Origin of the sequence: Pseudomonas sp. R4-35-07, from assembly GCF_003852235.1 — a bacterium.
Lineage (GTDB): Bacteria > Pseudomonadota > Gammaproteobacteria > Pseudomonadales > Pseudomonadaceae > Aquipseudomonas.
The window spans coordinates 1,266,340-1,292,969 of record NZ_CP027732.1 but is presented as its reverse complement, the minus strand read 5'-3'; the positions used below and the strand labels follow the sequence as shown (position 1 = coordinate 1,292,969).

Sequence of the window (26,630 nt, the reverse complement as noted above, 5' to 3'; positions counted from 1 at the left end):
GCACGAGTCTTTTCCGGTAGCATTCCCTCCAGATTGACCCGCCTGGAATCCCCAATGTCCGACCGCCTGACCCTGCTGCGTCCCGACGACTGGCATATTCATCTTCGCGATGGTGCTGCGTTGCCCCAAACCGTGGCCGATGTAGCGCGCACGTTTGGCCGTGCCATCATCATGCCTAACCTGGTACCCCCGGTGCGTAACGCGGCCGAAGCCGATGCCTATCGCCAGCGAATCCTCGCTGTGCGCCCGGCCGGCAGCCGCTTCGAACCGCTGATGGTGCTTTACCTTACCGACCGCACCCAGCCTGAAGAAATTCGTGAGGCCAAGGCCAGCGGTTACGTTTACGCCGCCAAGTTGTACCCGGCGGGCGCGACCACCAACTCCGATTCCGGCGTCACCAGCATCGACAAGATCCTGCCGGCCATCGAAGCCATGGCTGAGGTTGGCATGCCGCTGTTGATCCACGGTGAAGTCACCCGTGGCGATGTCGACGTGTTCGATCGCGAGAAGATCTTCATCGACGAGCACATGCGCCGCGTGGTCGAGCTGTTCCCGACGCTCAAGGTGGTGTTCGAACACATCACCACCGCAGAGGCCGTGCAGTTCGTCACCGAGGCTTCGGCCAACGTCGGCGCGACCATCACCGCACATCACCTGTTGTACAACCGCAACCACATGCTGGTGGGCGGGATTCGGCCGCATTTCTACTGCTTGCCGATCCTCAAGCGCAACACCCATCAGGTGGCTTTGCTGGATGCCGCCACCAGCGGCAGCCCGAAGTTCTTCCTTGGTACCGACTCCGCGCCCCACGCGCAGCACGCCAAGGAAGCCGCCTGCGGTTGCGCGGGGTGCTACACCGCGTTTGCTGCCATCGAGCTGTACGCGGAAGCGTTCGAACAACGCAACGCCCTGGACAAGCTCGAAGGCTTCGCCAGCCTCAATGGCCCGCGCTTCTATGGCCTGCCGGCGAATACCGACCGCATCACCCTGGTTCGTGAAGACTGGACCGCCCCTGCCAGCCTGCCCTTTGGCGAGTTGACCGTTATCCCGCTGCGCGCCGGTGAAACACTGCGCTGGCGCCTGCTGGAGGAAAGCAAGTGAGTGAAGACCATTACGATGACGACCAGGAACACGCCGGTGGAGGCGGTTCGCGCCACCCGATGGCCGAACGTTTTCGCGGCTACCTGCCTGTCGTTATCGACGTAGAAACCGGCGGCTTCAATTGCGCCACCGATGCCTTGCTGGAAATTGCCGCGACCACCATCGGCATGGACGAGCAAGGCTTCGTGTACCCGGAACACACCCACTTCTTCCGCGTCGAGCCGTTTGTAGGGGCCAACATCGAAGCGGCAGCCTTGGAGTTCACCGGGATCAAGCTCGATCACCCCTTGCGCATGGCAGTGAGTGAAGAAGCGGCGCTGACCGACATCTTCCGTGGCGTACGCAAGGCGCTGAAGGCCAATGGCTGCAAACGCGCGATCCTGGTCGGGCACAACAGCAGTTTCGACCTGGGCTTCCTGAATGCCGCCGTAGCGCGCCTGGACATGAAACGTAACCCGTTCCATCCATTCTCCAGCTTCGACACCGCTACGCTTGCCGGCCTGGCCTATGGTCAGACCGTACTGGCAAAAGCCTGCCAGGCAGCCGGTATCGATTTCGACGGTCGCGAGGCGCACTCGGCTCGCTATGACACCGAGAAGACCGCCGAGCTGTTCTGTGGCATCGTCAATCGCTGGAAACAGATGGGCGGTTGGGAAGACTTCAACGACTGAGGTTGAATCCCGCGCATAAAAAAACCGGCCTTTCCAGGCCGGTTTTTTTTACCTTGAATCTGGCTTACAGCTTGCCAGCGTTCTCGGTCAGGTAAGCCGCAACACCTTCGGTGGAAGCGGTCATGCCTTTGTCGCCTTTTTTCCAGTTGGCAGGGCAGACTTCGCCGTGCTCTTCGTGGAATTGCAGAGCGTCGACCAGACGGATCAGCTCTTCCATGTTACGGCCCAGCGGCAGGTCGTTGATGATCTGCGAGCGCACAACGCCCTTGTCGTCGATCAGGAACGCGCCACGGAATGCCACGCCGCCTTCGGACTCAACGTCGTAGGCCTTGGCGATATCATGCTTCATATCGGCTGCCATGGTGTATTGGACTTTGCCGATGCCGCCATCATTGATGGCGGTGTTGCGCCAGGCATTGTGAGTGAAGTGGGAGTCGATGGAAACGGCGACCACTTCAACATTGCGCGCCTTGAAATCGTCCATGCGGTGATCCAGAGCGATCAGCTCGGATGGGCAGACGAAGGTGAAGTCCAGCGGGTAGAAGAACACCAGGCCGTATTTGCCTTTGATGGCTTCAGACAGTTTGAAGCTGTCTACGATTTCGCCATTGCCGAGAACGGCGGGTACGTCGAAATCCGGGGCTTGTTTGCCGACGAGTACGCTCATTGGATATCTCCTGATGAAGGGGTGACGATTGAAGTAACAGGACCAGCGTCGAGTCTGCCTTGTGTCAGCGACAAACCTGTGACGCGGTCACGCTTCGTAAAGACTGACCATCATACACCGAAAAAACCGTTCGTCAGCGCGCGGGCAATGTGCGTGCGATCGTTGATGAAACTACTTTGACAATCATTCTCGTTAACATTAAGATCCATCGCACTCAAGCCCTAAACCCGCGACGGTTCTCCCTTATGTATGTGTGCCTCTGTACTGGCGTCACCGACGGACAAATCCGCGAAGCAATCTATGAAGGTTGCTGCAGCTACAAGGAAGTGCGCGAAACCACCGGCGTTGCCAGCCAGTGCGGTAAATGCGCATGCCTCGCCAAGCAAGTGGTACGGGAAACGCTCACGCAGTTGCAGACAGCCCAGGCTGGCGTGCCCTACTCAGCAGAATTTACACACGCTTAAATAGGCGTGTTTTAAAGAACCGGACTCCGTGTCCGGTTTTTTTATGCCTGCAATTCAATTAGTTAGCGTCAAGACGCGGAACACAAACATTCTTATTCCGATTAATTTTCATTTATTATTCAATAACTTAGGTTTGACACCAGGTTTTTCGCCGCTCAAACTCTGCCCCTACACAGCGATTACAGGGCAGGACCCCAGTCATGAAAGGCGACATCACAGTCATCCAGCAACTCAACAAAATCCTTGCCAATGAACTGGTCGCGATCAATCAGTACTTTCTGCATGCACGCATGTATGACGATTGGGGCCTGGAAAAGCTGGGCAAACGCGAATACAAGGAATCGATCAAGGCCATGAAGGACGCCGATGCGCTGATCAAACGCATCCTGTTCCTCGAAGGCCTGCCGAACGTGCAGGACCTGGGCAAGCTGAATATCGGCGAGCATACCCAGGAAATGATCAGCAGCGACCTGGGCTTTGAACGCAAGAGCCACAGCGACCTCAAGGCCGCCATCGCTCACTGCGAAGCCACTGGCGACTACGGCAGCCGCGAGTTGCTGGAAGATATTCTTGAAGACCAGGAAGAGCATATCGACTGGCTGGAAACCCAACTGGGTCTGATCGACAAAGTCAGCCTGGAGAACTACCTGCAATCGCAGATGGGCGAATAACCCCCGTAGTTCTTGTTTTATCGTAGGAGCGAGCTTGCTCGCGAAAAACGCCCAGGCAACGCGTTTATTCTGGATAAACGCGCGGGCCTTAAGTGTTTCGCGAGCAAGCTCGCTCCTACAGAGAAGCCAATAAAAGCCCCGCCCTCTTACGAGAGGCGGGGCTTTTTATTGCGTGGCCTTTTACCAAAGCATCAAGCTTCAGTCTTGGCTGCCGCTTTTTCCGCTGCATCTTTGATCAACGCTTGCAACGAGCCATCAGCCGCCATTTCAGTGATGATGTCGCTACCGCCAACCAGTTCACCGGCCACCCACAGCTGCGGGAAAGTCGGCCAGTTGGCATATTTAGGCAGGTTGGCGCGGATTTCCGGGTTCTGCAGGATATCCACGTAAGCGAACTTCTCGCCACACGCCATGATGGCCTGGGACGCTTTCGCGGAGAAACCGCACTGGGGAGCGTTTGGCGCGCCTTTCATGTAAAGCAGAATGGTGTTGTTGGCAATCTGCTCTTTGATCGTTTCGATGATATCCATGGAACACCTCTGCAGGAACTTTGCGACTCACGGGTCGGCACGGTGGCGCATTGTAACGCAAAAAACCTGCAGGATGCTCGGGCGCGCCGACAGCCAGCCTCACGCCGCTGCAACTTTCACAGGCACGCCATTGAGCGCCGCATTGCCGGAGAGCTCGTCCAACTGCCGCTCATCGGTCAAATCATTCGCACTTGCCCCCGGCTGGCCGCTGGCGATGCTCATCTGCACACCCGGGCGCCCGTGCCCCCAGCCATGCGGCAGGCTGACCACGCCGGGCATCATGTCCAAGCTGGCGACCACCTCGACTTCGACCATGCCGATGCGTGAGCTGACGCGCACCCGCTGACCGTCGTTCAATTGCCGGCTGGCCAGGTCATCAGGATGCATCAGCAGTTGATGGCGTGGCTTACCCTTCACCAGCCGATGATAGTTATGCATCCAGGAATTATTGCTGCGCACATGGCGACGACCGATCAGCAGCAGTTCGTCAGCCACGGGCACCGGTTGCGCCGCAAAACGCGCCAGGTCCGCCAGGATCACTAGCGGCGCCGCCTGCACCTTGCCATCGGCGGTTTTCAGCCGCTCGGCCAGGTTTGGCTGGAGCGGCCCCAGGTCCACGCCATGGGGATGATCGGCCAGCATCGCCACCGACAGCTTGCGCGCAGATGCATCCCCATAAGTCCCGGCGCGCAACCCGAAGTCGATCATCTGCGCAGGTGGCATCGTCGGCTTGAGCACCACGCCGGTATGGGCCGAGAACGCCTTGGCCAGGCCGACGAAGATTTCCCAGTCGTGCAGCGCACCTTCAGGCTTGGGCAGGATCGCGCGATTGAAGCGCGTGACGTTGCGTACCGCGAACATATTGAAGGTGGTGTCGTAGTGATCATTCTCCAGTGCCGACGTGGACGGCAGGATCAGATCGGCATAGCGCGTGGTCTCATTGATGTAGAGGTCGATACTGACCATGAACTCCAACCCATCCAGCGCCTGCTCCAGCTGACGGCCGTTGGGCGTCGACAATACCGGGTTGCCGGCCACCGTCACCAGGGCGCGAATCTGGCCCTCGCCTTCGGTGAGCATCTCTTCGGCCAAGGCGGATACCGGCAGTTCTCCGCCGTACTCGGGCCGCCCGGACACGCGGCTCTGCCAGCGATTGAAATGCCCGCCGCCGGTCGAGGCCACCAAATCCACCGCCGGCGTGGTGCACAAGGCGCCGCCTACCCGATCCAGATTGCCGGTCACCAGGTTGATCAGTTGCACCAGCCAATGACACAGGGTGCCGAACGCCTGGGTGGAGACGCCCATGCGCCCATAGCACACCGCTTTATCCGCCGCCGCGAAGTCCCGCGCCAGTTGACGAATCTGCTCGGCAGGCACCGCACACTGACGGCTCATGGCCTCGGCGGTAAACCCGGCGATCGCCTGGCGCACGGTCTCCAAACCCTCAACCGGTAAATGGCTGTCGCGGGTCAAGCCCTCGGCGAACAGGGTGTTGAGCAGCCCGAACAACAAGGCCGCGTCACCGCCAGGACGCACGAACAGGTGCTGATCGGCAATCCCCGCCGTCTCGCTGCGGCGAGGGTCAACCACCACCACTCTGCCGCCTCGGGCCTGAATGGCCTTGAGGCGCTTCTCCACGTCGGGCACGGTCATGATGCTGCCGTTGGAGGCAAGAGGATTGGCGCCCAGGATCAACATGAAGTCGGTGCGGTCGATGTCCGGAATCGGCAGCAACAAGCCATGGCCGTACATCAGGTGGCTGGAGAGGTGGTGGGGCAGTTGGTCTACCGACGTCGCGGAGTACCGGTTACGCGTTTTCAACAGGCCGAGAAAGTAGTTGCTGTGGGTCATCAGCCCGTAGTTATGCACGCTGGGGTTGCCCTGATACACCGCCACCGCATTCTGCCCATGCCGGGCCTGGATGCCCGCAAGGCGTTCGGCTACCAGCGCAAACGCTTCTTCCCACGGAATTGGTTGCCATTCGTTACCCACCCGCAGCATAGGCTGGCGCAGGCGGTCCGGGTCATTCTGGATATCCTGCAACGCCACCGCTTTCGGGCAGATGTGCCCCCGACTGAAGGTGTCCAACGGGTCGCCCTTGATCGAGGTGATCGCCAGGCTGCCGTCGTCGCCTTGGCTGGTTTCCAGGGTGAGGCCGCAGATCGCTTCGCATAGGTGGCAGGCACGGTGATGGAGAGTCTTGGTCATGGCCAGTCTCTTTTATAAGGGCTTTGTTCAACTATGGGCCGCGACCGCTCGGTGCGCCAGCAACGTTCGCGCGGTGAATCGGCAGCCATAGGCCAAAGCAGGGCCAAGAGTGAGCAAATGTTTCGGAAACCTCCCCGCACGCGCCTGAAACCGCTAAAACCAGGCCCGGAGCCGCCCCTGCGCATTGCAAAAGGTCTCGGCGCCAGTGTACAAATGGGCCGCTGCTGTCAGGAAACCGTCTTCAAACGCGCTTCGGCGCCCTGCTTGAACACCCTTAAAAACCGTAGCCCTATTGGTAAGACGCGACATTTAATGTCAATATCGCGCCTTCCCCTATTTCGTCGCCCCGTGCGGCTTTCGCCGCAGGTCTCGCCCGTTGTCACAATAAACAAGGCTTTGAGTATCTGCGGTCTGTTGCAAAAGGTAGTTAATGATGAGCGCAAGGCACTTTCTCTCCCTGATGGATTGCACGCCCGAAGAGCTGGTCAGCGTGATCCGTCGAGGCATTGAGCTTAAAGACCTGCGTAACCGCGGTGTACTGTTCGAGCCTCTGAAAAACCGCGTGCTCGGGATGATTTTCGAGAAGTCCTCGACCCGCACCCGCTTGTCCTTCGAAGCCGGCATGATCCAATTGGGTGGTCAGGCGATCTTCCTGTCGCCGCGCGATACCCAATTGGGCCGTGGCGAGCCGATCAGCGACTGCGCCATCGTGATGTCGCGCATGCTCGACGCCGTGATGATCCGTACCTTCGCCCACAGCACCTTGACCGAATTTGCCGCCAACTCGCGTGTGCCGGTGATCAACGGCCTGTCCGATGACCTGCATCCGTGCCAGTTGCTGGCCGACATGCAAACCTTCCTCGAGCACCGCGGCTCGATCCAGGGCAAGACCGTGGCCTGGATCGGCGACGGCAATAATATGTGCAACAGCTATATAGAAGCCGCGATCCAGTTCGACTTCCACCTGCGTATCGCCTGCCCCGAGGGTTACGAACCCAGCGCCGAGTTCCTGGCCAAAGCCGATGGCCGCGTGCAACTGCTGCGCGATCCGAAAGACGCGGTGGTCGGCACCCATCTGGTCAGCACCGACGTCTGGACCTCCATGGGCCAGGAAGACGAAACCGCCAAGCGCCTGGCCCTGTTCGCGCCGTTCCAGGTGACCCGCGCCCTGCTCGACCTGGCCGCGCCGGACGTGCTGTTCATGCACTGCCTGCCTGCCCACCGTGGCGAAGAAATCAGCCTCGACCTGCTCGACGACCCACGCTCGGTCGCCTGGGACCAGGCCGAAAACCGTCTGCATGCGCAAAAGGCCCTGCTCGAATTTCTCGTCCCGCCGTCGTACCACCACGCATGAGCCAGCCATTACTGCTGAACCTGCGCAATCTGGCATGCGGCTATCAAGATCAACGGGTGGTGCAGAACCTCAATCTGCACCTCAACGCTGGAGACATCGGCTGCCTGCTGGGCTCCTCGGGCTGCGGCAAGACCACCACCCTGCGCGCAATTGCGGGGTTCGAGCCGGTGCACGAAGGCGAAATCAGCCTGGCGGGCGAAGTGATCTCCAGTGCCGGTTTCACGCTGGCACCCGAGAAACGTCGCATCGGCATGGTGTTTCAGGACTACGCGCTGTTTCCTCATCTGAGCGTGGCCGACAACATCGCCTTCGGCATCCGCAAGCACCCGCAAAAAGAACGTGTAGTGGCCGAATTGCTGGAACTGGTCAACCTCAAAGACCTGGACAAGCGCTTCCCCCACGAGCTTTCCGGTGGTCAGCAGCAACGTGTCGCCCTGGCCCGCGCCCTGGCGCCGGAGCCGCAGCTGCTGCTGCTGGACGAACCCTTTTCCAACCTGGATGGCGAATTACGGCGCAAGCTCAGCCATGAAGTGCGCGACATTCTCAAGGCGCGCGGCACCAGCGCGATCCTGGTCACCCATGATCAGGAAGAAGCCTTCGCCGTCAGCGATCATGTGGGCGTGTTCAAGGAGGGTCGTCTTGAGCAGTGGGACACGCCCTACAACCTCTACCACGAACCGCAGACGCCGTATGTGGCCAGCTTTATCGGCCAGGGCTATTTCATCCAGGGTCAATTGAGCTCGCCCGAGTCCGTCAGCACTGAGCTGGGCGAGCTGCGTGGCAACCGTGCTTATACCTGGCCCACCGGTGGCGCGGTGAAGGTGCTGCTGCGCCCGGATGACATCGTCTATGCGCCGGACAGTGCACTAAAAGCGCGGATTGTTGGCAAGACCTTCCTTGGTGCGTCAACGCTGTACCGTCTGCAACTTGCGACGGGCGCGCAGCTGGAGTCGATTTTCCCCAGCCACGTCGATCAGCAGATGGGCACGGATGTGGGCATTCGAGTGGCCGCCGAGCATCTGGTGCTGTTCCAGGCATAAGCATCCAGCTGTCGAAACCGGATCAAATGTGGGAGGGGGCTTGCCCCCGATAGCGGTGGGTCAGCTATGGATAAGCTGACTGACCTAAAGCCATCGGGGGCAAGCCCCCTCCCACATTTGGATTTGCGCAGGGATGAAAATCAGGCCCGGCCAATCGGCGCGAAGATGGCTTGGGTATGCTCAGCCAACACACTGGCTGGCAACTCTACTTCCAACCCTCTCCGACCGGCACTGACGAAAATCGTCGCAAACGGCTGCGCCGTCACATCGATGAACGTGCGCAAGCGCTTCTTTTGCCCCAAAGGGCTGATGCCGCCCAAAAGATAGCCGGTGGAGCGCTGCGCCGCCGCCGGGTCGGCCATTTCGACTTTCTTGACGCCCGCCGCGTGAGCCAGGGCTTTCAGATCCAGACTTCCGACGACCGGCACCACCGCCACCAGCAATTCGCCCTTCTCACTGCTGGCAAGCAAGGTTTTGAACACCTGCGCCGGGTCGAGAGCCAATTTCTCCGCGGCCTCCAGGCCATACGAAGCCGCCTTGGGATCGTGCTCATAACTATGGATGCGATGTTCGGCGCGAACTTTTTTCAACAAATCCAATGCGGGGGTCATGACCTCTCCGGACGTAGCAAACTGAGACTCGATTCTAGGCCAACCCCGCACAAAACGCTCTAGTCCGCCCTATCCGCCAATCTTATTTAATGTGATGAGCGTGATCATTCATCAAACCTATAGTTCGAAAGTGACTGGTAGTTCACTTTCGACCTTTGACAGCAGTCATTCTTGTCTATATTTTTTCGTTTCCGAATACTGTAGGAATAGCCCTCGGTACTCGAGCAGTAAGCCGTGACACAGGATGGGGATCCTCGTCTCGGTGAAAATCGCGCAACGGCCCGTTGAGGCCTGCGCCAGACAAGAACAACAACTGAGGTTTTCCATGACAACTGCTCTTCAACAGCCTTCACTTTCGAGCCAATGCATGGCCGAATTCCTCGGCACTGCGCTGCTGATCTTCTTCGGTACCGGGTGCGTCGCTGCGCTCAAGGTCGCGGGTGCGAGCTTTGGCTTGTGGGAAATCAGCATTATCTGGGGGGTCGGCGTGAGCATGGCGATCTACCTGAGTGCCGGTATTTCCGGGGCTCACCTCAATCCGGCGGTGAGTATCGCCCTGTGTATTTTTGCCGACTTTGAAAAACGCAAACTGCCCTTCTACATCCTCGCCCAAATCGCCGGTGCTTTCTGCTCCGCCGCGCTGGTGTACACGCTCTACAGCAATCTTTTTTTCGATTACGAACAAACCCACCACATGGTGCGTGGCTCCCAGGCCAGCCTGGAGTTGGCTTCGGTGTTCTCCACCTATCCCCATGCATTGCTCAGCACGGCCCAGGCGTTCCTGGTGGAAATGGTCATCACCGCGATCCTGATGGGTGTGATCATGGCCCTGACCGACGACAACAATGGCCTGCCCCGTGGCCCGCTGGCGCCGCTGCTGATCGGCCTGTTGATCGCTGTGATTGGTAGCGCGATGGGCCCGCTGACCGGCTTTGCGATGAACCCGGCGCGGGATTTCGGGCCCAAGCTGATGACCTTTTTCGCCGGCTGGGGTGAAATGGCCTTTACTGGCGGTCGCGATATTCCTTACTTCCTGGTACCGATTTTCGCGCCGATTGTGGGCGCATGCCTCGGCGCCGCAGCGTATCGCGGGCTAATTGCCCGTCACCTGCCGAGCGCCGCACCTGCTATAGCTGAAACAACTGACACGGCTGTCAACGGCAACACCCGTATTTCCTGAAAGCGCCAGCCAGGGTCCCTGCCCTTCGTGACCCCGGCTGATTTCTGACTTCCTTATTTCGTCCAAGGCAATTGACATGACCGACCTTCAGAATAAGAACTACATCATTGCCCTCGATCAGGGCACCACCAGTTCCCGCGCGATCATCTTCGATCGTGACGCCAACGTGGTGTGCACCGCCCAGCGCGAGTTCGTCCAGCATTACCCGCAGGCGGGCTGGGTCGAGCATGACCCGATGGAAATCTTCGCCACCCAGAGCGCGGTGATGGTGGAGGCGCTGGCCCAGGCTGGCCTGCACCACGACCAGGTCGCCGCCATCGGCATCACCAACCAGCGCGAAACCACCGTGGTGTGGGACAAGGTCACTGGCCGCCCGATCTACAACGCCATTGTCTGGCAGTGCCGCCGCAGTACCGAGATCTGCCAGCAGCTCAAGCGCGACGGCCACGAGCAATACATCAGCGACACCACTGGCCTGGTCACCGACCCCTACTTTTCCGGTACCAAACTCAAGTGGATCCTCGACAACGTCGAAGGCAGCCGCGAGCGTGCGCGCAACGGCGAGTTGCTGTTCGGCACCATCGACAGCTGGTTGATCTGGAAATTTACCGGCGGCAAGACCCACGTCACCGACTACACCAATGCTTCGCGCACCATGCTCTTCAACATCCACACCCTGGAATGGGATGCGAAGATGCTGGAGATTCTGGACGTTCCACGGGAAATGCTGCCGGAAGTTAAATCTTCGTCCGAGATCTACGGCCGCACCAAAAGCGGCATCGCCATCGGCGGCATTGCCGGCGACCAGCAAGCCGCGCTGTTCGGCCAGATGTGCGTCGAACCCGGCCAGGCCAAAAATACCTACGGCACCGGCTGCTTCCTGCTGATGAACACCGGCGACAAAGCGGTGAAATCCAAGCATGGCATGCTCACCACCATCGCCTGCGGCCCGCGTGGCGAAGTGGCCTACGCACTGGAAGGCGCAGTTTTCAACGGCGGATCCACCGTGCAGTGGTTGCGTGACGAGTTGAAAATCATCAACGACGCCCACGACACCGAATACTTTGCCGGCAAGGTCAAGGACAGCAACGGCGTTTACCTGGTCCCGGCCTTCACCGGCCTGGGCGCGCCGTACTGGGACCCGTATGCCCGTGGCGCATTGTTCGGCCTGACCCGTGGCGTACGTGTGGATCACATTATTCGCGCAGCCCTGGAGTCGATCGCCTACCAGACCCGTGACGTGCTCGACGCCATGCAACAGGACTCGGGCGAACGCCTTAAAGCCCTGCGTGTGGACGGCGGCGCCGTGGCCAACAATTTCCTGATGCAATTCCAGGCCGATATCCTCGGTACCCAGGTCGAGCGTCCGCAAATGCGTGAGACCACGGCATTGGGCGCGGCGTACCTGGCAGGCCTGGCCTGTGGCTTCTGGGGCAGCCTGGATGAGCTGCGCGGCAAAGCGGTGATCGAGCGCGAATTCGAACCACAGCTCGATGAAGCGGCTAAAGAGAAACTCTACGCCGGCTGGCAAAAAGCAGTCAGCCGCACCCGCGACTGGGAGCCGCACGAAGGCGCCGAATAAGCCAAGCGCCGGATCTACACCGGTTGTAACTGGCAGGGAGCGGATTCCTGCGTCATCATGGGCCACTTTTGTATGGCAGCCCAAAGGACGCCCCATGAATCTGCCTCCCCGCCAACAACAAATCCTCGAACTGGTCCGCGAACGCGGCTACGTCAGTATCGAGGAAATGGCGCAGTTGTTCGTTGTCACCCCGCAAACCATCCGCCGCGATATCAACCAGCTGGCGGACGCCAATCTGCTGCGCCGCTACCACGGCGGCGCGGCCTATGACTCCAGTGTCGAGAACACCGCGTACGCCATGCGTGCCGACCAGATGCGCGATGAAAAACAGCGTATCGGCGAAGCCATCGCGGCGCAGATCCCCGATCACGCCTCGTTGTTCATCAATATCGGCACCACCACCGAATCCATCGCCCGTGCGCTGCTCAATCACCATCACCTGAAAATCATCACCAACAACCTCAACGTCGCCACCATGCTAAGTGCCAAGGACGACTTCGATGTGTTGCTGACCGGCGGCAATGTGCGCCGTGACGGCGGCGTGGTAGGCCAGGCCAGTGTGGATTTCATCAATCAGTTCAAGGTCGACTTTGCGCTGGTAGGTATCAGTGGCATCGATGAGGATGGCAGCCTGCTGGATTTCGACTATCAGGAAGTGCGGGTTTCCCAGGCGATCATCGCCAATGCGCGACAAGTGATTCTGGCTGCGGACTCCAGCAAGTTCGGGCGCAACGCCATGATCCGCCTGGGGCCGATCAGTCTGGTGGACTGCCTGGTGACTGATCAGCAGCCGGTGCCGGCGTTGGTACAGTTGTTGAATCAGCATAAGGTTCGTTTGGAAGTCGTCTGACTTCTCGTTCCCACGCTCCGCGTGGGAATGCACCGCAGGACGCTCCGCGTTCGCTGTGACGCAGAGCGTCATGGGCTCAATTCCCACGCGGGAGCGTGGGAACTATCAGTTCACAAATTTTCCTTTCCCCACCCTTCGATGAGTTTTTTCAATCGAAGTTGGCTGGCTGCGCGCGCATTTATCAGCTACCATTTTCGCAAATGAACATTAATGTTCGAATTCCAATACGAAAAGATCGCGAGGCCAGCCGATGAACCCTTCTACCTTGCCTGCTCCACCGCTTGCCGAAGTCTATGACGTTGCCGTTATCGGCGGCGGGATCAATGGCGTCGGCATTGCAGCAGACGCAGCCGGGCGCGGTTTGTCGGTATTCCTTTGCGAAAAGGACGACCTGGCCAGCCACACGTCGTCTGCCAGCAGCAAGCTGATCCACGGTGGCTTGCGCTACCTGGAACACTACGAGTTCCGCCTGGTACGCGAAGCCCTGGCCGAGCGTGAAGTGCTGCTGGCGAAGGCCCCGCACATCGTCAAGCAGATGCGCTTTGTGTTGCCGCACCGTCCGCACCTGCGCCCGGCCTGGATGATCCGTGCCGGCCTGTTCCTGTATGACCACCTGGGCAAACGCGAGAAGCTGGCCGGTTCGAAAAGCCTCAAGTTCGGTGCCGACAGCCCGCTGAAAAGCGAAATCACCAAAGGCTTCGAATATTCCGACTGCTGGGTCGACGACGCCCGCCTTGTGGTGCTCAACGCCATGGCCGCGCGCGAGAAAGGCGCGCATATCCACACCCAGACCCGTTGCGTCAGTGCCCACCGCAGCAACGGCTTGTGGGAAATGAACATGGAACGCGCCGATGGCAGCCTGTTCTCGATCCGCGCCCGGGCGCTGGTGAACGCCGCCGGCCCATGGGTCGCCAAGTTTATCAAGGACGACCTGAAGCTGGATTCGCCGTACGGCATTCGCCTGATCCAAGGCAGCCACCTGATCGTGCCGAAACTCTACGAAGGTGCCCATGCGCACATTCTGCAGAACGAAGACCAGCGCATCGTGTTCACGATTCCGTACCTCAATCATCTGACCATCATCGGCACCACCGACCGCGAATACACCGGCGATCCGGCGAAAGTTGCGATCACCGAAGGTGAAACCGACTACATGCTCAAGGTGGTCAACGCACACTTCAAGAAACAGCTGAGCCGTGACGATATCGTCCACACCTATTCGGGCGTGCGCCCGCTGTGCAACGACGAATCGGACAACCCATCGGCCATTACCCGCGACTACACCCTGTCGCTGTCCGGCGGCAGCGGCGAGGCGCCGATCCTGTCGGTGTTCGGCGGCAAGCTGACGACCTACCGCAAGCTCGCCGAATCGGCCATGGCGCAACTGGCGCCGTACTTCACCCAGATGCGCCCAAGCTGGACCGCCAAGGCCAGCCTGCCGGGCGGCGAAGACATGACCACACCAGAAGCCCTGGCCGAGGCCATACGCAACAAGTTCGACTGGGTGCCGAGCGAGATCGCCCGTCGCTGGTCGACCACCTACGGCAGCCGCACCTGGCGCCTGCTGGAAGGTGTGCAAACCCTGGCTGATCTGGGTGAGCACCTGGGCGGTGGGCTTTACACCCGTGAAGTCGATTACCTGTGCGCCGAAGAATGGGTAACCCAGCCTCAAGACGTGCTGTGGCGCCGCACCAAGCTGGGCCTGTTCACCACTGCAGCAGAGCAGGACAACCTGCAACGCTACCTGTCCAAGGTCGAACAGACGCGCAGCAAGATCGAAGCGGCCTGACGCCATCCCGAGACTGTAGGGGCAAGCTTGCTCGCGAAAAACCCGAGAGCGCCGCGTTTATCCAGAATAAACGCGGCGTTTTTGCGTTTTTCGCGAGCAAGCTCGCTCCTACCTTAGGAGTGCCTGCCATTCGGTTTTCCGAACGCAGAACCTGCTCCTATTCGGTTTGCCGTACCCCGGTAGTGAGCTGACACTGTCACACAAAGTTAATAACCATATAAATCATGAAGTTAAGCTTTTGTTTCGGGTATGGCACGACTCATGCTCTACACTTCCTGACGATTGCCTGAGACGCCTCAGCAGCCGTCAAGGCATTCGCTGTACAAGAGAGCCGTTTAGCTGGCTTTATAAAAAAAACAAATGTCGAGGAAGTATTGATGCGCATCGTTCCCCATATCCTGGGCGCAGCTATCGCTGCTGCTCTGATCAGCACTCCAGTTTTCGCCGCCGAACTCACCGGCACGCTGAAGAAAATCAACGACTCCGGCACTATCACTCTCGCTCACCGCGACAGCTCTATTCCGTTTTCCTACATTGCGGATGGCTCGGGCAAACCCGTGGGCTATTCCCATGACATTCAACTGGCCGTCGTTGAAGCCCTGAAAAAAGACCTGAACAAGCCCGATCTGCAGGTCAAATACAACCTGGTGACGTCGCAGACCCGTATTCCGCTGATCCAGAACGGCACCGCAGACCTGGAATGCGGCTCCACCACCAACAACGCCGAACGCGCCCAGCAAGTTGACTTCACCACCAACATCTTCGAAATCGGCACCCGTCTGCTGGTCAAGAAAGACAAGGATGGCAAGCCGTCCTACCTTGACTTTGCCGACCTGAAAGGCAAGAACGTCGTGACCACCGCCGGCACCACGTCCGAGCGCATCATCAAGGCGATGAACGCCGACAAGCAGATGGGCATGAACGTCATCTCCGCCAAAGACCACGGCGAATCCTTCCAGATGCTCGAAAGCGGCCGCGCGGTTGCCTTCATGATGGACGACGCCCTGCTGGCCGGCGAAGAAGCCAAGGCCAAGAAGCCGGATGACTGGGTGATCACCGGTACTCCGCAGTCCTTCGAAGCCTACGCGTGCATGGTTCGCAAAGGCGACCCAGACTTCAAGAAAGCCGTGGATGACGCCATCGCCAGCCTGTACAAGTCCGGCGAAATCAACAAGATCTACGCCAAGTGGTTTGAAAGCCCGATTCCACCAAAAGGCCTGAACCTCAACTTCCCGATGAGCGACAAGGTCAAGGAACTGATCAAGAACCCGAGCGACAAACCGGCTCCGGAAGTAAAGATCTAAAACCTGGCTAACCTTATCGCCTGAGGGAGTCAAACTCCCTCAGGCGTTTGTAATTACCTGCTGGCTTTAACTTGGAACACTCGACCTGGCGGTTTTCGAGCCGATTGCGTGTGCCTGACGTTCAACGTCAGGAGGGAACGGACTGTCCCAAGCGGGTGCTTGTACATCGATCGATCTCGAGGGGAGACCCTAATGAATTACAACTGGGACTGGGGCGTGTTCTTCAAGTCCACCGGCGTTGGCAGCGAGACTTATCTCGACTGGTACATCGCCGGCCTGGGCTGGACCATCGCCATCGCTGTCGTGGCATGGATCATTGCCTTGCTGCTGGGCTCCATTCTGGGGGTCATGCGCACCGTGCCAAACCGCCTCGTATCGGGCATCGCGACCTGCTACGTGGAACTGTTTCGTAACGTGCCGCTGCTGGTTCAGCTGTTCATCTGGTATTTCCTGATACCCGATCTGCTGCCGCAGAACCTGCAGGACTGGTACAAACAAGACCTGAACCCGACCACCTCGGCCTACCTGAGCGTCGTCGTGTGCCTGGGCCTGTTCACCGCCGCCCGTGTGTGTGAACAAGTGCGCACCGGCATCCAGGCGCTGCCCCGTGGCCAGGAAGCCGCCGCGCGCGCCATGGGCTTCAAGCTGCCGCAGATCTACTGGAACGTGCTGCTGCCCCAGGCCTATCGCATCATCATTCCGCCGCTTACCTCCGAATTCCTCAACGTGTTCAAGAACTCCTCCGTGGCGTCCTTGATCGGCCTGATGGAACTGCTGGCGCAAACCAAGCAGACCGCCGAGTTTTCGGCCAACCTGTTTGAAGCCTTCACCCTGGCCACGCTGATCTACTTCACCCTGAACATGAGCCTGATGCTGCTGATGCGCGTGGTCGAGAAGAAAGTCGCGGTGCCCGGCCTGATCTCCGTGGGGGGTAAATAATGGACTTCGATTTCAGCGGTATCATCCCCGCGATCCCGGGCCTGTGGAACGGCATGGTCATGACCCTGCAGTTGATGGTCATGGGCGTGGTCGGCGGCATCATCCTGGGTACGATCCTCGCGCTGATGCGCCTGTCGTCCAGCAAGCTGCTGTCCCGTGTGGCCGGCGCCTATGTGAACTACTTCCGTTCGATCCCGCTGCTGTTGGTGATCACCTGGTTCTACCTGGCGGTGCCGTTCGTGCTGCGCTGGATCACCGGTGAAGACACGCCGATCGGCGCGTTCACCTCCTGCGTCGTGGCCTTCATGATGTTCGAAGCCGCGTACTTCTGCGAAATCGTGCGGGCCGGCGTGCAGTCGATCCCCAAGGGCCAGATGGCCGCCGCGCAGGCGATGGGCATGACCTACGGGCAGACCATGCGCCTGATCATCCTGCCCCAGGCGTTTCGCAAGATGACCCCGCTGCTGCTGCAGCAGAGCATCATCCTGTTTCAGGACACGTCGCTGGTCTACACCGTGGGCCTGGTGGACTTCCTCAACTCTGCCCGTTCCAACGGCGACATCATCGGCCGCTCCAATGAGTTCCTGATCTTCGCCGGTGTCGTCTACTTCATCATCAGCTTTTCCGCCTCGCTGCTGGTCAAGCGTCTGCAAAAAAGGTTTGCCGTATGATCTCTATCAAGAACATCAACAAGTGGTATGGCGACTTCCAGGTGCTGACCGACTGCAGCACCGAGGTTAAAAAAGGCGAAGTGATCGTGGTGTGCGGGCCGTCCGGCTCGGGCAAGTCCACCCTGATCAAGTGCGTGAATGCGCTGGAGCCGTTCCAGAAGGGCGACGTGATCGTCGATGGTACTTCCATCGCCGACCCGAAGACCAACCTGCCGAAACTGCGCTCGCGCGTGGGCATGGTGTTCCAGCACTTCGAACTGTTCCCGCACCTGACCATCACCGAGAACCTGACCATCGCGCAGATCAAGGTGCTCGGCCGCAGCAAGGAAGAAGCCACCAAGAAGGGCCTGCAACTGCTGGAGCGCGTCGGCCTGTCGGCCCATGCACACAAGCACCCGGGCCAACTGTCCGGTGGCCAGCAACAACGTGTGGCGATTGCTCGCGCCCTGGCCATGGACCCGATCGTCATGCTGTTCGACGAACCGACCTCGGCGCTCGACCCGGAAATGGTCAACGAAGTGCTCGACGTGATGGTGCAGTTGGCCCACGAAGGCATGACCATGATGTGCGTGACCCACGAAATGGGCTTCGCCCGCAAAGTGGCCGACCGCGTGATCTTCATGGACGCTGGCAAGATCATCGAAGACTGCCCGAAAGAAGAGTTCTTCGGCGACATCAGCGCCCGCTCCGAACGTGCGCAGCACTTCCTTGAGAAAATCCTGCAGCACTAAGTATTACAGCGCATCCACTGAAGAAACCGGACCAATGTGGGAGGGGGCTTGCCCCCGATAGCGGTAGATCAGCGACAGATATACCGACTGACACACTGCAATCGGGGGCAAGCCCCCTCCCACACTGACCGCACAGGCCGGCAGCGCTGGTTGACCCAAGGCATCTGTGATGAAATGCGATCCCACCCCCTATCGCGCTGCGCCGCCATCACTTGCCGTGAAGCCTCGCCTGATACGTCAACTGTTCCTGCCGCCGTTGATCATCGCCCTGATGATCGGCTTGGGTTATATCGGCTTCTGGGTCAGTGAGTACTATGGCATCCGCACCCTCAGCGACAACGGCGAACGCCAGTTGGAGTTGCACGCTCGCACCGTCGAAAGCGAACTGAGCAAATACACCTACCTGCCCAGCCTGCTTGAGCTGGAATCCAGCGTTTCCCTGCTCCTGGCTGACCCCAACCAGGAAACCCGCACGACCGTCAACGATTACCTCGAAGGCTTGAACCGCCGCAGCCGCAGCCGCGCCATCTACGTGATGGATACCACCGGCCGGGTGCTGGCCACCAGTAACTGGCGCGACGCCGACAGTTACCAGGGTGAAGACCTGTCCTTTCGCGCCTATTTCCAGAACGCCGTGCGCGGCCAGCCCGGTCGTTTCTACGGCATCGGCAGCACCAACGGCGAACCCGGCTACTACCTGGCCCACGGGCTTGAAGAGCATGGCAAAATCATCGGCGTCGCCGTGGTCAAGGTCCGCCTGGAGGCGCTTGAAGAGCGCTGGCAACGCGCGCGCCTCGAAGCTTTTGTCAGCGACGAAAACGGCATCATCATCCTGTCCAGTGACCCGGCCCGCCGCCTCAAGGCCGTGCGTCCCCTGAGCGAAGACACCAGGGACCGGCTGGCTAACAGCCTGCAATATTACTGGGCGACACTGGACGCCCTGGAACCCCTGGCCCGCGAGCGGCTGAACGAAGGCAGCGAAAAGCTGACCTTCCCGGCCAATAGCGAAGTGGTCAACGACAAGCAAGAAGTCAGTTACCTGGCGCAAACCCGGCCACTGAATGACACACCGTGGAACTTCACCCTGCTCACCCCGCTGAATGAACTACGCCGCGCCGCGATCAACCAGGGCATCCTGGTCGCCGTCGCGTTTGGCTTGGTCGCGTTTTTGCTGATTGCCTGGAACGAGCGGCGCAAGGTCATCGCCACCCGCCTCGCCGCACGGGAGGCCTTGCAGGAAGCCAACAGCCAGCTGGAACGACGGATTGCCGAACGCACCGCCGACCTGCGCGCCAGCAATGAACGCCTCAAAGGCCAGATCCGCGAACGGCGCCAGGCCGAAGAGACTTTGCGCCGTGCCCAGGACGAACTGGTGCAGGCCGGTAAACTCGCAGCGATCGGCCAGATGTCCACCAGCATCGCCCACGAATTGAACCAACCCCTGGCCGCGCTGCGCACCCTGTCCGGCAACACCGTGCGCTTCCTCGAACGTGGGGCCCTGGACACCGCCAGCGCCAACCTCAAGACCATCAACGAACTGATCGATCGCATGGGTCGCATCACCGCCAGCCTGCGCTCGTTCGCCCGGCGCGGTGACGACCAGGGCGAAGCGAACCTGGCCAAGGCGGTGGACGCCGCGTTCCAGGTGCTCGGCGCGCGCCTGGACAACCTGTCCCTGGCCGTGCACCGTGACTTCACCCATGCCCAGTTGCAGATCGATCAGACGCGCCTGGAGCAGATCCTGGTCAACCTGATCGGCAACGCCCTCGATGCGATGCAGGCGCAACCGGCGCCGCAGTTGTGGCTGGAAGGCCAGAGCGCCGAGGGTAAATATCGCCTGCGGGTGCGCGACAATGGCCACGGTATCGACCCCGAGGCACGCAAACACCTGTTCGAGCCCTTCTTCACCACCAAGCCCGGCGAGCAAGGGCTGGGCCTGGGCCTGACCCTCTCCGCAAGCCTTGCGGCGGCCACCGGCGGCAGCCTGGCCGTGGAACATCCGGCCGCTGGTGGTACCGCGTTTGTCCTGAACCTGCCGCTGGCGGGCGCTGAAAAAGTTGAGTCGACATGAATATTGAACCCCAAGACCTCACCGTCCTGATCGTCGAAGATGACCCCCACGTGCTGCTGGGTTGCCAGCAGGCATTGGCGCTGGAAGACATCCCCAGCGTTGGCGTGGGCAGTGCCGAAGAAGCGTTGACCCATATCGGCGAGAATTTTGCCGGCATTGTCATCAGCGATATTCGCCTGCCGGGCATAGATGGCCTGGCCTTGCTCACTCGCCTCAAGGCGCTGGATAAAAGCCTACCGGTGGTGCTGATCACCGGGCATGGCGACATCTCCATGGCGGTCGGCGCCATGCGCAACGGCGCCTACGATTTCATGGAAAAACCCTTCTCCCCCGAGCGCCTGGTAGACGTCGCCCGTCGTGCCCTTGAACAGCGTGGGCTGGCGCGGGAAGTCTGGTCGCTACGGCGCCAACTGGCCGAGCGCGATTCGTTGGAGGGCCGCATCATCGGGCGCTCGCCGGCGATGCAAAACTTGCGCGAACTGATCGCCAACGTTGCCGACACGTCGGCCAACGTGCTGATCGAAGGCGAAACCGGCACCGGCAAGGAGCTGGTCGCGCGCTGCCTGCATGACTTCAGCCGGCGCCACGCCCACCAGTTCGTCGCCCTGAACTGCGGTGGGCTGCCGGAGAACCTGTTCGAAAGCGAGATTTTCGGCCACGAAGCCAACGCGTTTACCGGCGCCGGCAAGCGCCGCATCGGCAAGATCGAGCACGCCCATGAAGGCACGCTGTTTCTCGATGAAGTGGAAAGCATGCCGATCAATCTGCAGATCAAACTGCTGCGGGTCCTGCAGGAGCGCACCCTCGAACGCCTGGGTTCGAACCAGAGCGTGGCCGTGGATTGCCGGGTGATCGCCGCCACCAAGTCCGACCTCGATGAACTGAGCCGCGCCAGCCAGTTCCGCAGCGACCTGTACTACCGTCTCAATGTGGTCACCCTGGAACTGCCACCACTGCGCGAGCGCCGTGAAGATATCCTGCAGTTGTTCGAACACTTCCTGCAGCAATCCTCACTGCGCTTCGATCGCATCGCCCCGGAGCTGGATAACCAGACCCTGTCGAGCCTGATGAGCCACGACTGGCCGGGCAACGTACGCGAACTGCGCAACGTCGCCGAACGCTTCGCCCTGGGCCTGCCCGCGTTCAAGAAAAGCGGCACGGGCGGCAGCACCCACGGCCTGGCCTTTACCGAGGCGGTGGAAGCCTTCGAACGCAACCTGCTTGTTGACGCGTTGCAACGCAGCGGCGGCAACCTGACCCAGGCCAGCCAGGAACTGGGGATGGCCAAGACCACACTGTTCGACAAGGTCAAAAAATACGGGTTGAGTCACTGATGGATCTATTCTTGAAAGCCGCCCTCGGCGCGGCGGTGGTGCTTATATTGGCCGCATTGGCCAAGACCAAAAACTATTACATCGCAGGCCTGGTGCCGCTGTTTCCGACCTTTGCGCTGATCGCCCATTACATCGTCGGCAAAGGCCGCTCGGTCGAGGATCTGAAGACCACCATTGTGTTTGGGATGTGGTCGATCATTCCGTACTTCGTGTACTTGGCGACGTTGTATGTGATGGTGGATCGGATGCGGTTGGAAGCATCGCTCGCCGTAGCCGCAGTGGCCTGGTTGATGGCGGCAACGGTGCTGGTTAGTGTCTGGGTACGCCTGCACACCTGACCCACCACAGTCCAAATGTGGGAGGGGGCTTGCCCCCGATTGCGGTGGGTCAGTCAATATATCTGTGGCTGACACACCGCTATCGGGAGCAAGCCCCCTCCCACAGTTTTAACCACAGTGTTTCAGCGGACTATTTTGTCGACTTGGATGCCCAGCTTCTTCAGGCGGTACCAGAAGCTGCGCTCCGAGATACCGATCTTCGTTGCCGCCGCAGCCTGCACGCCATTGCTCTCCTGCAACGCCGCCAAAATGTAGGCTTTCTCCACTTCCGCCAGCGCCGCATCCAGGTCCTGTGGCACACCCGGCCCGTCGCTGAGGATCGCCGTCACCCCGCCCTCGCTCGGTTTCGAAGCAAACAAATACCCCGGCAAATCGATATCCTCGATCACCGACGAAGCCGCCACGATGGTCGCCCGCTCCACGCAGTTTTGCAGCTCACGGATATTGCCCGGCCAGTGGTACGCGGCCATGGCCTGCAAGGCCTCGGGGCTGAACCCGGTGATGCGTTTGCCGGCGGTCGCACTGAGGGTGCGGGCGAAGTGCCGGGCCAGGGGTGCGATGTCTTCCACGCGCTCGCGCAGGGCCGGCAAAGGAATCGGGAAGACATTCAGCCGGTAATAAAGGTCTTCGCGAAATTCCTTGTTGGCCACCGCGTCCAGCAGGTTCTTGTTGGTCGCGGCAATCACCCGCACGTCCACCTTGCGCTCGCGGGGATCACCCACCGGTTCGATGACCCGTTCCTGCAAAGCACGCAAAATCTTGGCCTGCAAGGCCAGCGGCATATCACCGACTTCATCAAGAAACAGCGTGCCCTTGTCGGCCTGCATGAAGCGCCCTACCCGGTCGGCCACGGCGCCGGTGAAAGCGCCTTTGCGATGACCGAACATTTCGCTTTCCAGCAGCCCCTCAGGAATCGCCGCGCAATTGACCGCCACGAACGGTTGGTCGGCACGGCTGCCATGCTTGTGGATCGCGCGGGCGACCATTTCCTTGCCGGTGCCGCTTTCGCCGGTCAGCAGGATGGTTGCGCTGCTGTCGCGCACCGAGTCCACCGCTTGCAACACTTTACGAAACGCTGGACTGTCACCCACCAGGCTGTCGAACTGTGCATGTTCATCCAGCTCGGCACGCAGGCGCGCGTTATCGCGCATGATGTCGCGAAACTGCAGGGCCTTGGCCACGGTGATGTCCAGCTCGTCGATATCGAACGGCTTGGCAATGTAGTCGTAGGCCCCATTGCGCATCGACTGCACGGCATTTTTCACGGTGCTGTAGGCCGTCATCACGATCACCGGCAACTGCGGATAGCGCTGCTTGATTTCCGCCAGCAACGCCGGCCCGTCCATGCCCGGCATGCGCCAGTCGCTGATGACCAGGTCGATGTCCTCCTGCTCCAGCACCTTGAGCGCGTGCAGGCCATTACCAGCGGTAAACACCTGGATGCCGTTCTGGCTCAGGGCGGATGACAACAGGTCACAGAGCTTGGGCTCGTCGTCGACCACCAATACGTTATGCGTCATGCCCGTTCTCATCCTCGCCGTCGTCTTCACCGTTAGCGGGAATGTACAGGTTGAAGGTGGCGCCGGCATCTTTCTCACTGACGCACTCGATGCTGGCGTCGTGACTCTCCATGATCGAATAGACCTTGGCCAGGCCCAGCCCTGTACCCGAAGCCTTGGTGGTGACGAACGGCGTGAAAATGCGCTCGACCAAATCCGCCGGGATGCCCTGGCCGGTATCGGCGATGCTGATCACGGTGGTGTCACCCACGCTGCGGATACCCAGGGTGAGACGCCCGCCTTCAGGCATCGCGTCGATGGCGTTGAGAATCAGGTTCAGGCAGGCCTGCTTGAGCTGCTTGGCATCCGCGTAGAGCGTAGCGTCGGGCGCCTGGTCGTCAATCTGTGCATCGATATTGTGAGTACTCAACTCCGGGCCACAGAAGCCGAGGATGTCTTCCACCAACGGGCGGGCCGGTTGCTGTACGCGTATCGGCGGATTGGGCTTGGCGAAGTCGAGGAATTCGGTGATCAGGTCGTTGATCCGGCTGACCTCGCTGATGACGTACTCCAAGTGGCGTTTGTCGGCGTCCGGAAGGTCGGCGCGTCGGTGCAACAGTTGAGTGGCCGTCTTGATGATCCCTAACGGGTTGCGGATTTCATGGGCCAGGCCCATGGCGACTTCACCCAGGGCGTGCAGACGATCACGCCGGCGCAGTTGGGCTTCCAAGTGATGCAATTCGCCCAGGCGTTCAGTCATGTGGTTGAAGGTGCTGCTCAGTTGCGCCAGCTCGTCGCCGCCGCTGACCTCTACCCGGTGCGCGTAGTTGCCGGAAATCACCGCGTTCACGCCTTGGGACAAGTCCCGCAGCGGCTGGGTCAGGCGCCGCGACACCCACACCCCTGCCGCCAGTGACAGCGCCGAGCTGACCAGGAAAATCAACACGAACAAGTTGCTCTGATTCACCAGCCCCACCAGGCTCGTGTGGCGCAGCAGGCCGCTGAAGATCACGCCTTGCAGCTCGCCGGCATCGTTGAATATCGGCCAGTACAAGCCGCTGTACTGATTGGTGAACTGCTCGCTCGGCTGCCGGGTGCTGCGCAGCTCGGCTTCGACATTCTTCGGGATGCGCGCCGGGTGGTTTTCGAAGCGCTGGGTGGAAAATATCTCGGAAAACCCCGTGGCATTGGCCAGGTACAGGCGCAGGTCGAGGGAATGCACATCGGCCACACTGGTAAGGAAGCTGCTGTCCAGGTAGGTGGCCACCAGCAACAGATAATCGACGCCATCGCGGTTGGTTTCGAAGGTCGATACCACCAGGCCCGTACTGACGCCGGCCACCTGTACGGTCTGCAACACCGTGTTGCTGGTCAGGTTGATCTGCTTGACGATGTCGTCGGCGGCGGTGCTGAACACCACCTTGTGATCACTGCTACGAATCAGCGCCACCACATCGATGTCGGTGGCATCGGCGATGTCGGCGGTGAGCCGGTCATGCCGTTCGGCCTGCCGCGATGAGGGTGGGCTGGTGTAGCGCAGGAACAGCTTGGCCATGCGCGCGTTGTCGTGAAGGATGTCGCCGATCTCGTCCTTGACGATCTTGGTCGACTCCTGCAGCCAGATCCGCACGTTGCTGTCGAAAATCTGCGACAACGTGGTGGCGGCCAATTCCGCCGCAATCATGGTCGGAATGACGCTGACCAGCCAGAAGGCCAGCACCAGCTTGCGCTGGACGCTCCAGCGCGAAATGGCAAAGGGGCGGGCTTTCTGGCGGGTCTTGGTGATCATCAGGTTTCGCTTATCGCAGCAGCCATGGCAGGGTCGGAACGATCCGGTCGGAACAACATTTTGACTAACTTGAGCACGCCGTTGACCCACCGATTGCGGTGGCGGAAGAACAGGCTGTTGCCCTGGAACTGGCAGCCCAGGCGCAGTTTACTGGCATACCCGGCCTGGCCGCACTCGTACACCGCAATATTGTGTTGAATACAGTAGTCGACATTGGTCAGCCAGCTACGGAAGTACAGGTTGTACTCACGGCTGAACGCGATGTCATGCCCGAAAAACTTGTCGATCAGCCGATGCTCGTCGAGCAGGATCAGATTGAACGCCACCAGGTGCTCGTCCACCCAGTAAAGAACACACACCGCACGCGCTTGCAGCTGTTCGAGAATCCCCGTGAAGTAACCGGCGGGCAGGCGTTCGAACTGCAAGTCCGCGCGCATCAGCGTGGCTTCATAGAGGCGCATGACCTCGGGCAGCACATCATCGATGTTGTGCCGCCACTCCACTCGCGGCCCCGGTGCGCGCAGTTTGCGGCGCAGGTCTTTGCGGGTGGATTTACCCAGCGAGCCAAGGTAAGCGTCCACTGAGCCGTAGGGCAGCGGCAACACGCCCGTGGGCAGGCTCGGCATGCTTTGAAAGCCAGCCGCACGGCAACTTTCGACCCAATGCGGGTCGTTGCTCGGTGCGTCCTTGACTGCCAGCAGGCCGATGCCAAAGTCATCCGCATCCCGGCGCGCGACCTCGAGCAAGTGCTTGAGCAACTGCGGGCGCCGCGCATCCGCCACGCCACTGGCAAAACCAACGTCGCAGCGCTCGGCCACCGGCGAACCGAGGGCATACAACCCCAGTTGCAACAGACCCGGCCACAGTCGCGCCACACGTTCGGTCAAGCGCTTGCCAGCGCCCGACAGCGTCGTGTCGAGACGATAATGGGTGATGAACGCGACAGCCACTGCCGCCAGCGTTCCCTCTTCGTAAACCGCCAGGTAACGCCACTGAAAGTCATCGATCGCGGCGTTTTCCACCGCGAGGTAATAGTCCCAGTCCTCCAGGGCACCGGGAAAACAGTCATTCCAGGCATCGCGCTGGATGGCCCGCAGGGTCGGGAAGGCTTGGGTGGTAATCACAGTTTTTCCTTATCGATACCGCATCCCTGTAGGAGCGAGCTTGCTCGCGAAGATCGCCCAGACAACGTACTCAGCCTGGCAGTACGCGTTATCGTTAACGACATTCGCGAGC

24 protein-coding genes are annotated in these 26,630 nt (G+C 60.1%); 17 read left to right on the top strand and 7 right to left on the bottom strand.

Annotation, left to right across the window (positions count from 1 at the left end; all coding sequences use genetic code 11):
* Positions 1-54 precede the first annotated feature (54 nt).
* Positions 55-1,101 (top strand): dihydroorotase, encoded by a 1,047-nt coding sequence (pyrC, locus tag C4J89_RS05755; RefSeq protein ID WP_124361516.1) that lies wholly within the window; start codon positions 55-57, stop codon positions 1,099-1,101.
* A complete protein-coding gene (gene rnt / locus C4J89_RS05750) occupies positions 1,098-1,772 on the top strand; it encodes a ribonuclease T (RefSeq protein WP_124361515.1) in 675 nt (224 codons plus the stop codon). The genes pyrC and rnt overlap by 4 nt, the downstream gene beginning before the upstream one ends.
* 64 nt (positions 1,773-1,836) lie before the next feature.
* Here the strand turns inward: rnt and C4J89_RS05745 are convergent, their stop codons facing one another.
* Positions 1,837-2,439 carry a peroxiredoxin gene (locus C4J89_RS05745; RefSeq protein ID WP_124361514.1) on the bottom strand — a complete coding sequence of 201 codons (603 nt, stop codon included), beginning with the start codon at positions 2,437-2,439 and terminating at the stop codon, positions 1,837-1,839.
* Positions 2,440-2,684: 245 nt separating this feature from the next.
* On the opposite strand from C4J89_RS05745, the gene C4J89_RS05740 reads away from it, so the two are divergent.
* Positions 2,685-2,903, top strand: a complete 219-nt coding sequence (locus tag C4J89_RS05740; RefSeq protein ID WP_124365113.1) for a bacterioferritin-associated ferredoxin — start codon at positions 2,685-2,687, stop codon at positions 2,901-2,903.
* Positions 2,904-3,103: 200 nt separating this feature from the next.
* Positions 3,104-3,574 (top strand): bacterioferritin, encoded by a 471-nt coding sequence (gene bfr / locus C4J89_RS05735; RefSeq protein WP_124361513.1) that lies wholly within the window; start codon positions 3,104-3,106, stop codon positions 3,572-3,574.
* 191 nt (positions 3,575-3,765) lie between these two features.
* Here the strand turns inward: bfr and grxD are convergent, their stop codons facing one another.
* Positions 3,766-4,104, bottom strand: coding sequence for a Grx4 family monothiol glutaredoxin (grxD, locus tag C4J89_RS05730; RefSeq protein ID WP_110624405.1), 339 nt, complete (start codon positions 4,102-4,104; stop codon positions 3,766-3,768).
* Between the two features lie 99 nt (positions 4,105-4,203).
* Positions 4,204-6,312, bottom strand: coding sequence for a molybdopterin oxidoreductase family protein (locus tag C4J89_RS05725; RefSeq protein WP_124413970.1), 2,109 nt, complete (start codon positions 6,310-6,312; stop codon positions 4,204-4,206).
* 433 nt (positions 6,313-6,745) lie between these two features.
* On the opposite strand from C4J89_RS05725, the gene argF reads away from it, so the two are divergent.
* The gene (gene argF / locus C4J89_RS05715; protein WP_124413969.1) at positions 6,746-7,666 is read left to right on the top strand and encodes an ornithine carbamoyltransferase; all 921 of its coding nucleotides are present in this window, start codon (positions 6,746-6,748) and stop codon (positions 7,664-7,666) included.
* A complete protein-coding gene (locus tag C4J89_RS05710; RefSeq protein ID WP_124413968.1) occupies positions 7,663-8,706 on the top strand; it encodes an ABC transporter ATP-binding protein in 1,044 nt (347 codons plus the stop codon). Before argF ends, C4J89_RS05710 begins: the two co-directional genes overlap by 4 nt.
* A gap of 140 nt (positions 8,707-8,846) precedes the next feature.
* Here C4J89_RS05710 and ybaK read toward each other — a convergent pair whose 3' ends face one another.
* The gene (gene ybaK, locus C4J89_RS05705; protein WP_124361509.1) at positions 8,847-9,317 is read right to left on the bottom strand and encodes a Cys-tRNA(Pro) deacylase; all 471 of its coding nucleotides are present in this window, start codon (positions 9,315-9,317) and stop codon (positions 8,847-8,849) included.
* 325 nt (positions 9,318-9,642) lie between these two features.
* Here ybaK and C4J89_RS05700 point away from each other — a divergent pair, with 325 nt between their 5' ends.
* The 11 genes from C4J89_RS05700 (at position 9,643) to C4J89_RS05650 (ending at position 22,106) form a co-directional block, all read left to right on the top strand.
* Positions 9,643-10,497 (top strand): MIP/aquaporin family protein, encoded by an 855-nt coding sequence (locus C4J89_RS05700; protein ID WP_124361508.1) that lies wholly within the window; start codon positions 9,643-9,645, stop codon positions 10,495-10,497.
* A 76-nt stretch (positions 10,498-10,573) separates the two neighbouring features.
* Entirely contained in the window at positions 10,574-12,079 is a 1,506-nt protein-coding gene (gene glpK, locus C4J89_RS05695; protein WP_124361507.1) for a glycerol kinase GlpK, read from the top strand.
* 94 nt (positions 12,080-12,173) lie between these two features.
* Positions 12,174-12,929, top strand: coding sequence for a DeoR/GlpR family transcriptional regulator (locus C4J89_RS05690; protein ID WP_124361506.1), 756 nt, complete (start codon positions 12,174-12,176; stop codon positions 12,927-12,929).
* Positions 12,930-13,179: 250 nt separating this feature from the next.
* A complete protein-coding gene (gene glpD / locus C4J89_RS05685; protein ID WP_124413967.1) occupies positions 13,180-14,718 on the top strand; it encodes a glycerol-3-phosphate dehydrogenase in 1,539 nt (512 codons plus the stop codon).
* Between the two features lie 377 nt (positions 14,719-15,095).
* Positions 15,096-16,022: a glutamate/aspartate ABC transporter substrate-binding protein gene (locus C4J89_RS05680; protein ID WP_124413966.1), complete on the top strand. Its 927-nt coding sequence runs from the start codon at positions 15,096-15,098 to the stop codon at positions 16,020-16,022.
* Between the two features lie 192 nt (positions 16,023-16,214).
* Positions 16,215-16,961: an amino acid ABC transporter permease gene (locus tag C4J89_RS05675; protein ID WP_024073702.1), complete on the top strand. Its 747-nt coding sequence runs from the start codon at positions 16,215-16,217 to the stop codon at positions 16,959-16,961.
* On the top strand, positions 16,961-17,632 hold the full coding sequence (locus C4J89_RS05670; protein ID WP_046071144.1) for an amino acid ABC transporter permease: 672 nt from the start codon (positions 16,961-16,963) through the stop codon (positions 17,630-17,632). The genes C4J89_RS05675 and C4J89_RS05670 overlap by 1 nt, the downstream gene beginning before the upstream one ends.
* Entirely contained in the window at positions 17,629-18,363 is a 735-nt protein-coding gene (locus C4J89_RS05665) for an amino acid ABC transporter ATP-binding protein (protein WP_124361503.1), read from the top strand. Before C4J89_RS05670 ends, C4J89_RS05665 begins: the two co-directional genes overlap by 4 nt.
* A gap of 169 nt (positions 18,364-18,532) precedes the next feature.
* A complete protein-coding gene (locus C4J89_RS05660) occupies positions 18,533-20,434 on the top strand; it encodes a sensor histidine kinase (RefSeq protein WP_124361502.1) in 1,902 nt (633 codons plus the stop codon).
* A 53-nt stretch (positions 20,435-20,487) separates the two neighbouring features.
* Positions 20,488-21,768, top strand: coding sequence for a sigma-54 dependent transcriptional regulator (locus C4J89_RS05655; RefSeq protein WP_256681808.1), 1,281 nt, complete (start codon positions 20,488-20,490; stop codon positions 21,766-21,768).
* Positions 21,768-22,106 (top strand): GlpM family protein, encoded by a 339-nt coding sequence (locus C4J89_RS05650; RefSeq protein WP_124361500.1) that lies wholly within the window; start codon positions 21,768-21,770, stop codon positions 22,104-22,106. The genes C4J89_RS05655 and C4J89_RS05650 overlap by 1 nt, the downstream gene beginning before the upstream one ends.
* A 122-nt stretch (positions 22,107-22,228) precedes the next feature.
* Here the strand turns inward: C4J89_RS05650 and C4J89_RS05645 are convergent, their stop codons facing one another.
* Genes C4J89_RS05645 through C4J89_RS05635 form a run of 3 tightly spaced genes read right to left on the bottom strand, consistent with a single transcriptional unit; the run spans position 22,229 to position 26,518 of the window.
* Positions 22,229-23,626: a sigma-54 dependent transcriptional regulator gene (locus C4J89_RS05645; RefSeq protein WP_124361499.1), complete on the bottom strand. Its 1,398-nt coding sequence runs from the start codon at positions 23,624-23,626 to the stop codon at positions 22,229-22,231.
* A complete protein-coding gene (locus C4J89_RS05640) occupies positions 23,616-25,394 on the bottom strand; it encodes a HAMP domain-containing sensor histidine kinase (protein WP_124413965.1) in 1,779 nt (592 codons plus the stop codon). The genes C4J89_RS05645 and C4J89_RS05640 overlap by 11 nt, the downstream gene beginning before the upstream one ends.
* Positions 25,394-26,518: a GNAT family N-acetyltransferase gene (locus C4J89_RS05635; RefSeq protein WP_124413964.1), complete on the bottom strand. Its 1,125-nt coding sequence runs from the start codon at positions 26,516-26,518 to the stop codon at positions 25,394-25,396. The genes C4J89_RS05640 and C4J89_RS05635 overlap by 1 nt, the downstream gene beginning before the upstream one ends.
* Between the last annotated feature and the right edge of the window lie 112 nt (positions 26,519-26,630).

Excerpts from the sequence above, each read along its gene's own strand:
- glpK (WP_124361507.1), top strand. The coding sequence starts at position 10,574 with ATGACCGACCTTCAGAATAAGAACTACATCATTGCCCTCGATCAGGGC.
- C4J89_RS05645 (WP_124361499.1), bottom strand. The coding sequence starts at position 23,626 with ATGACGCATAACGTATTGGTGGTCGACGACGAGCCCAAGCTCTGTGAC.
- C4J89_RS05745 (WP_124361514.1), bottom strand. The coding sequence starts at position 2,439 with ATGAGCGTACTCGTCGGCAAACAAGCCCCGGATTTCGACGTACCCGCC.
- bfr (WP_124361513.1), top strand. The coding sequence starts at position 3,104 with ATGAAAGGCGACATCACAGTCATCCAGCAACTCAACAAAATCCTTGCC.
- C4J89_RS05675 (WP_024073702.1), top strand. The coding sequence starts at position 16,215 with ATGAATTACAACTGGGACTGGGGCGTGTTCTTCAAGTCCACCGGCGTT.
- C4J89_RS05690 (WP_124361506.1), top strand. The coding sequence starts at position 12,174 with ATGAATCTGCCTCCCCGCCAACAACAAATCCTCGAACTGGTCCGCGAA.
- pyrC (WP_124361516.1), top strand. The coding sequence starts at position 55 with ATGTCCGACCGCCTGACCCTGCTGCGTCCCGACGACTGGCATATTCAT.
- C4J89_RS05665 (WP_124361503.1), top strand. The coding sequence starts at position 17,629 with ATGATCTCTATCAAGAACATCAACAAGTGGTATGGCGACTTCCAGGTG.
- argF (WP_124413969.1), top strand. The coding sequence starts at position 6,746 with ATGAGCGCAAGGCACTTTCTCTCCCTGATGGATTGCACGCCCGAAGAG.
- grxD (WP_110624405.1), bottom strand. The coding sequence starts at position 4,104 with ATGGATATCATCGAAACGATCAAAGAGCAGATTGCCAACAACACCATT.
- C4J89_RS05670 (WP_046071144.1), top strand. The coding sequence starts at position 16,961 with ATGGACTTCGATTTCAGCGGTATCATCCCCGCGATCCCGGGCCTGTGG.
- C4J89_RS05700 (WP_124361508.1), top strand. The coding sequence starts at position 9,643 with ATGACAACTGCTCTTCAACAGCCTTCACTTTCGAGCCAATGCATGGCC.
- C4J89_RS05680 (WP_124413966.1), top strand. The coding sequence starts at position 15,096 with ATGCGCATCGTTCCCCATATCCTGGGCGCAGCTATCGCTGCTGCTCTG.
- C4J89_RS05640 (WP_124413965.1), bottom strand. The coding sequence starts at position 25,394 with ATGATCACCAAGACCCGCCAGAAAGCCCGCCCCTTTGCCATTTCGCGC.
- glpD (WP_124413967.1), top strand. The coding sequence starts at position 13,180 with ATGAACCCTTCTACCTTGCCTGCTCCACCGCTTGCCGAAGTCTATGAC.
- C4J89_RS05710 (WP_124413968.1), top strand. The coding sequence starts at position 7,663 with ATGAGCCAGCCATTACTGCTGAACCTGCGCAATCTGGCATGCGGCTAT.
- C4J89_RS05740 (WP_124365113.1), top strand. The coding sequence starts at position 2,685 with ATGTATGTGTGCCTCTGTACTGGCGTCACCGACGGACAAATCCGCGAA.
- C4J89_RS05725 (WP_124413970.1), bottom strand. The coding sequence starts at position 6,312 with ATGACCAAGACTCTCCATCACCGTGCCTGCCACCTATGCGAAGCGATC.
- C4J89_RS05650 (WP_124361500.1), top strand. The coding sequence starts at position 21,768 with ATGGATCTATTCTTGAAAGCCGCCCTCGGCGCGGCGGTGGTGCTTATA.
- C4J89_RS05660 (WP_124361502.1), top strand. The coding sequence starts at position 18,533 with ATGAAATGCGATCCCACCCCCTATCGCGCTGCGCCGCCATCACTTGCC.
- ybaK (WP_124361509.1), bottom strand. The coding sequence starts at position 9,317 with ATGACCCCCGCATTGGATTTGTTGAAAAAAGTTCGCGCCGAACATCGC.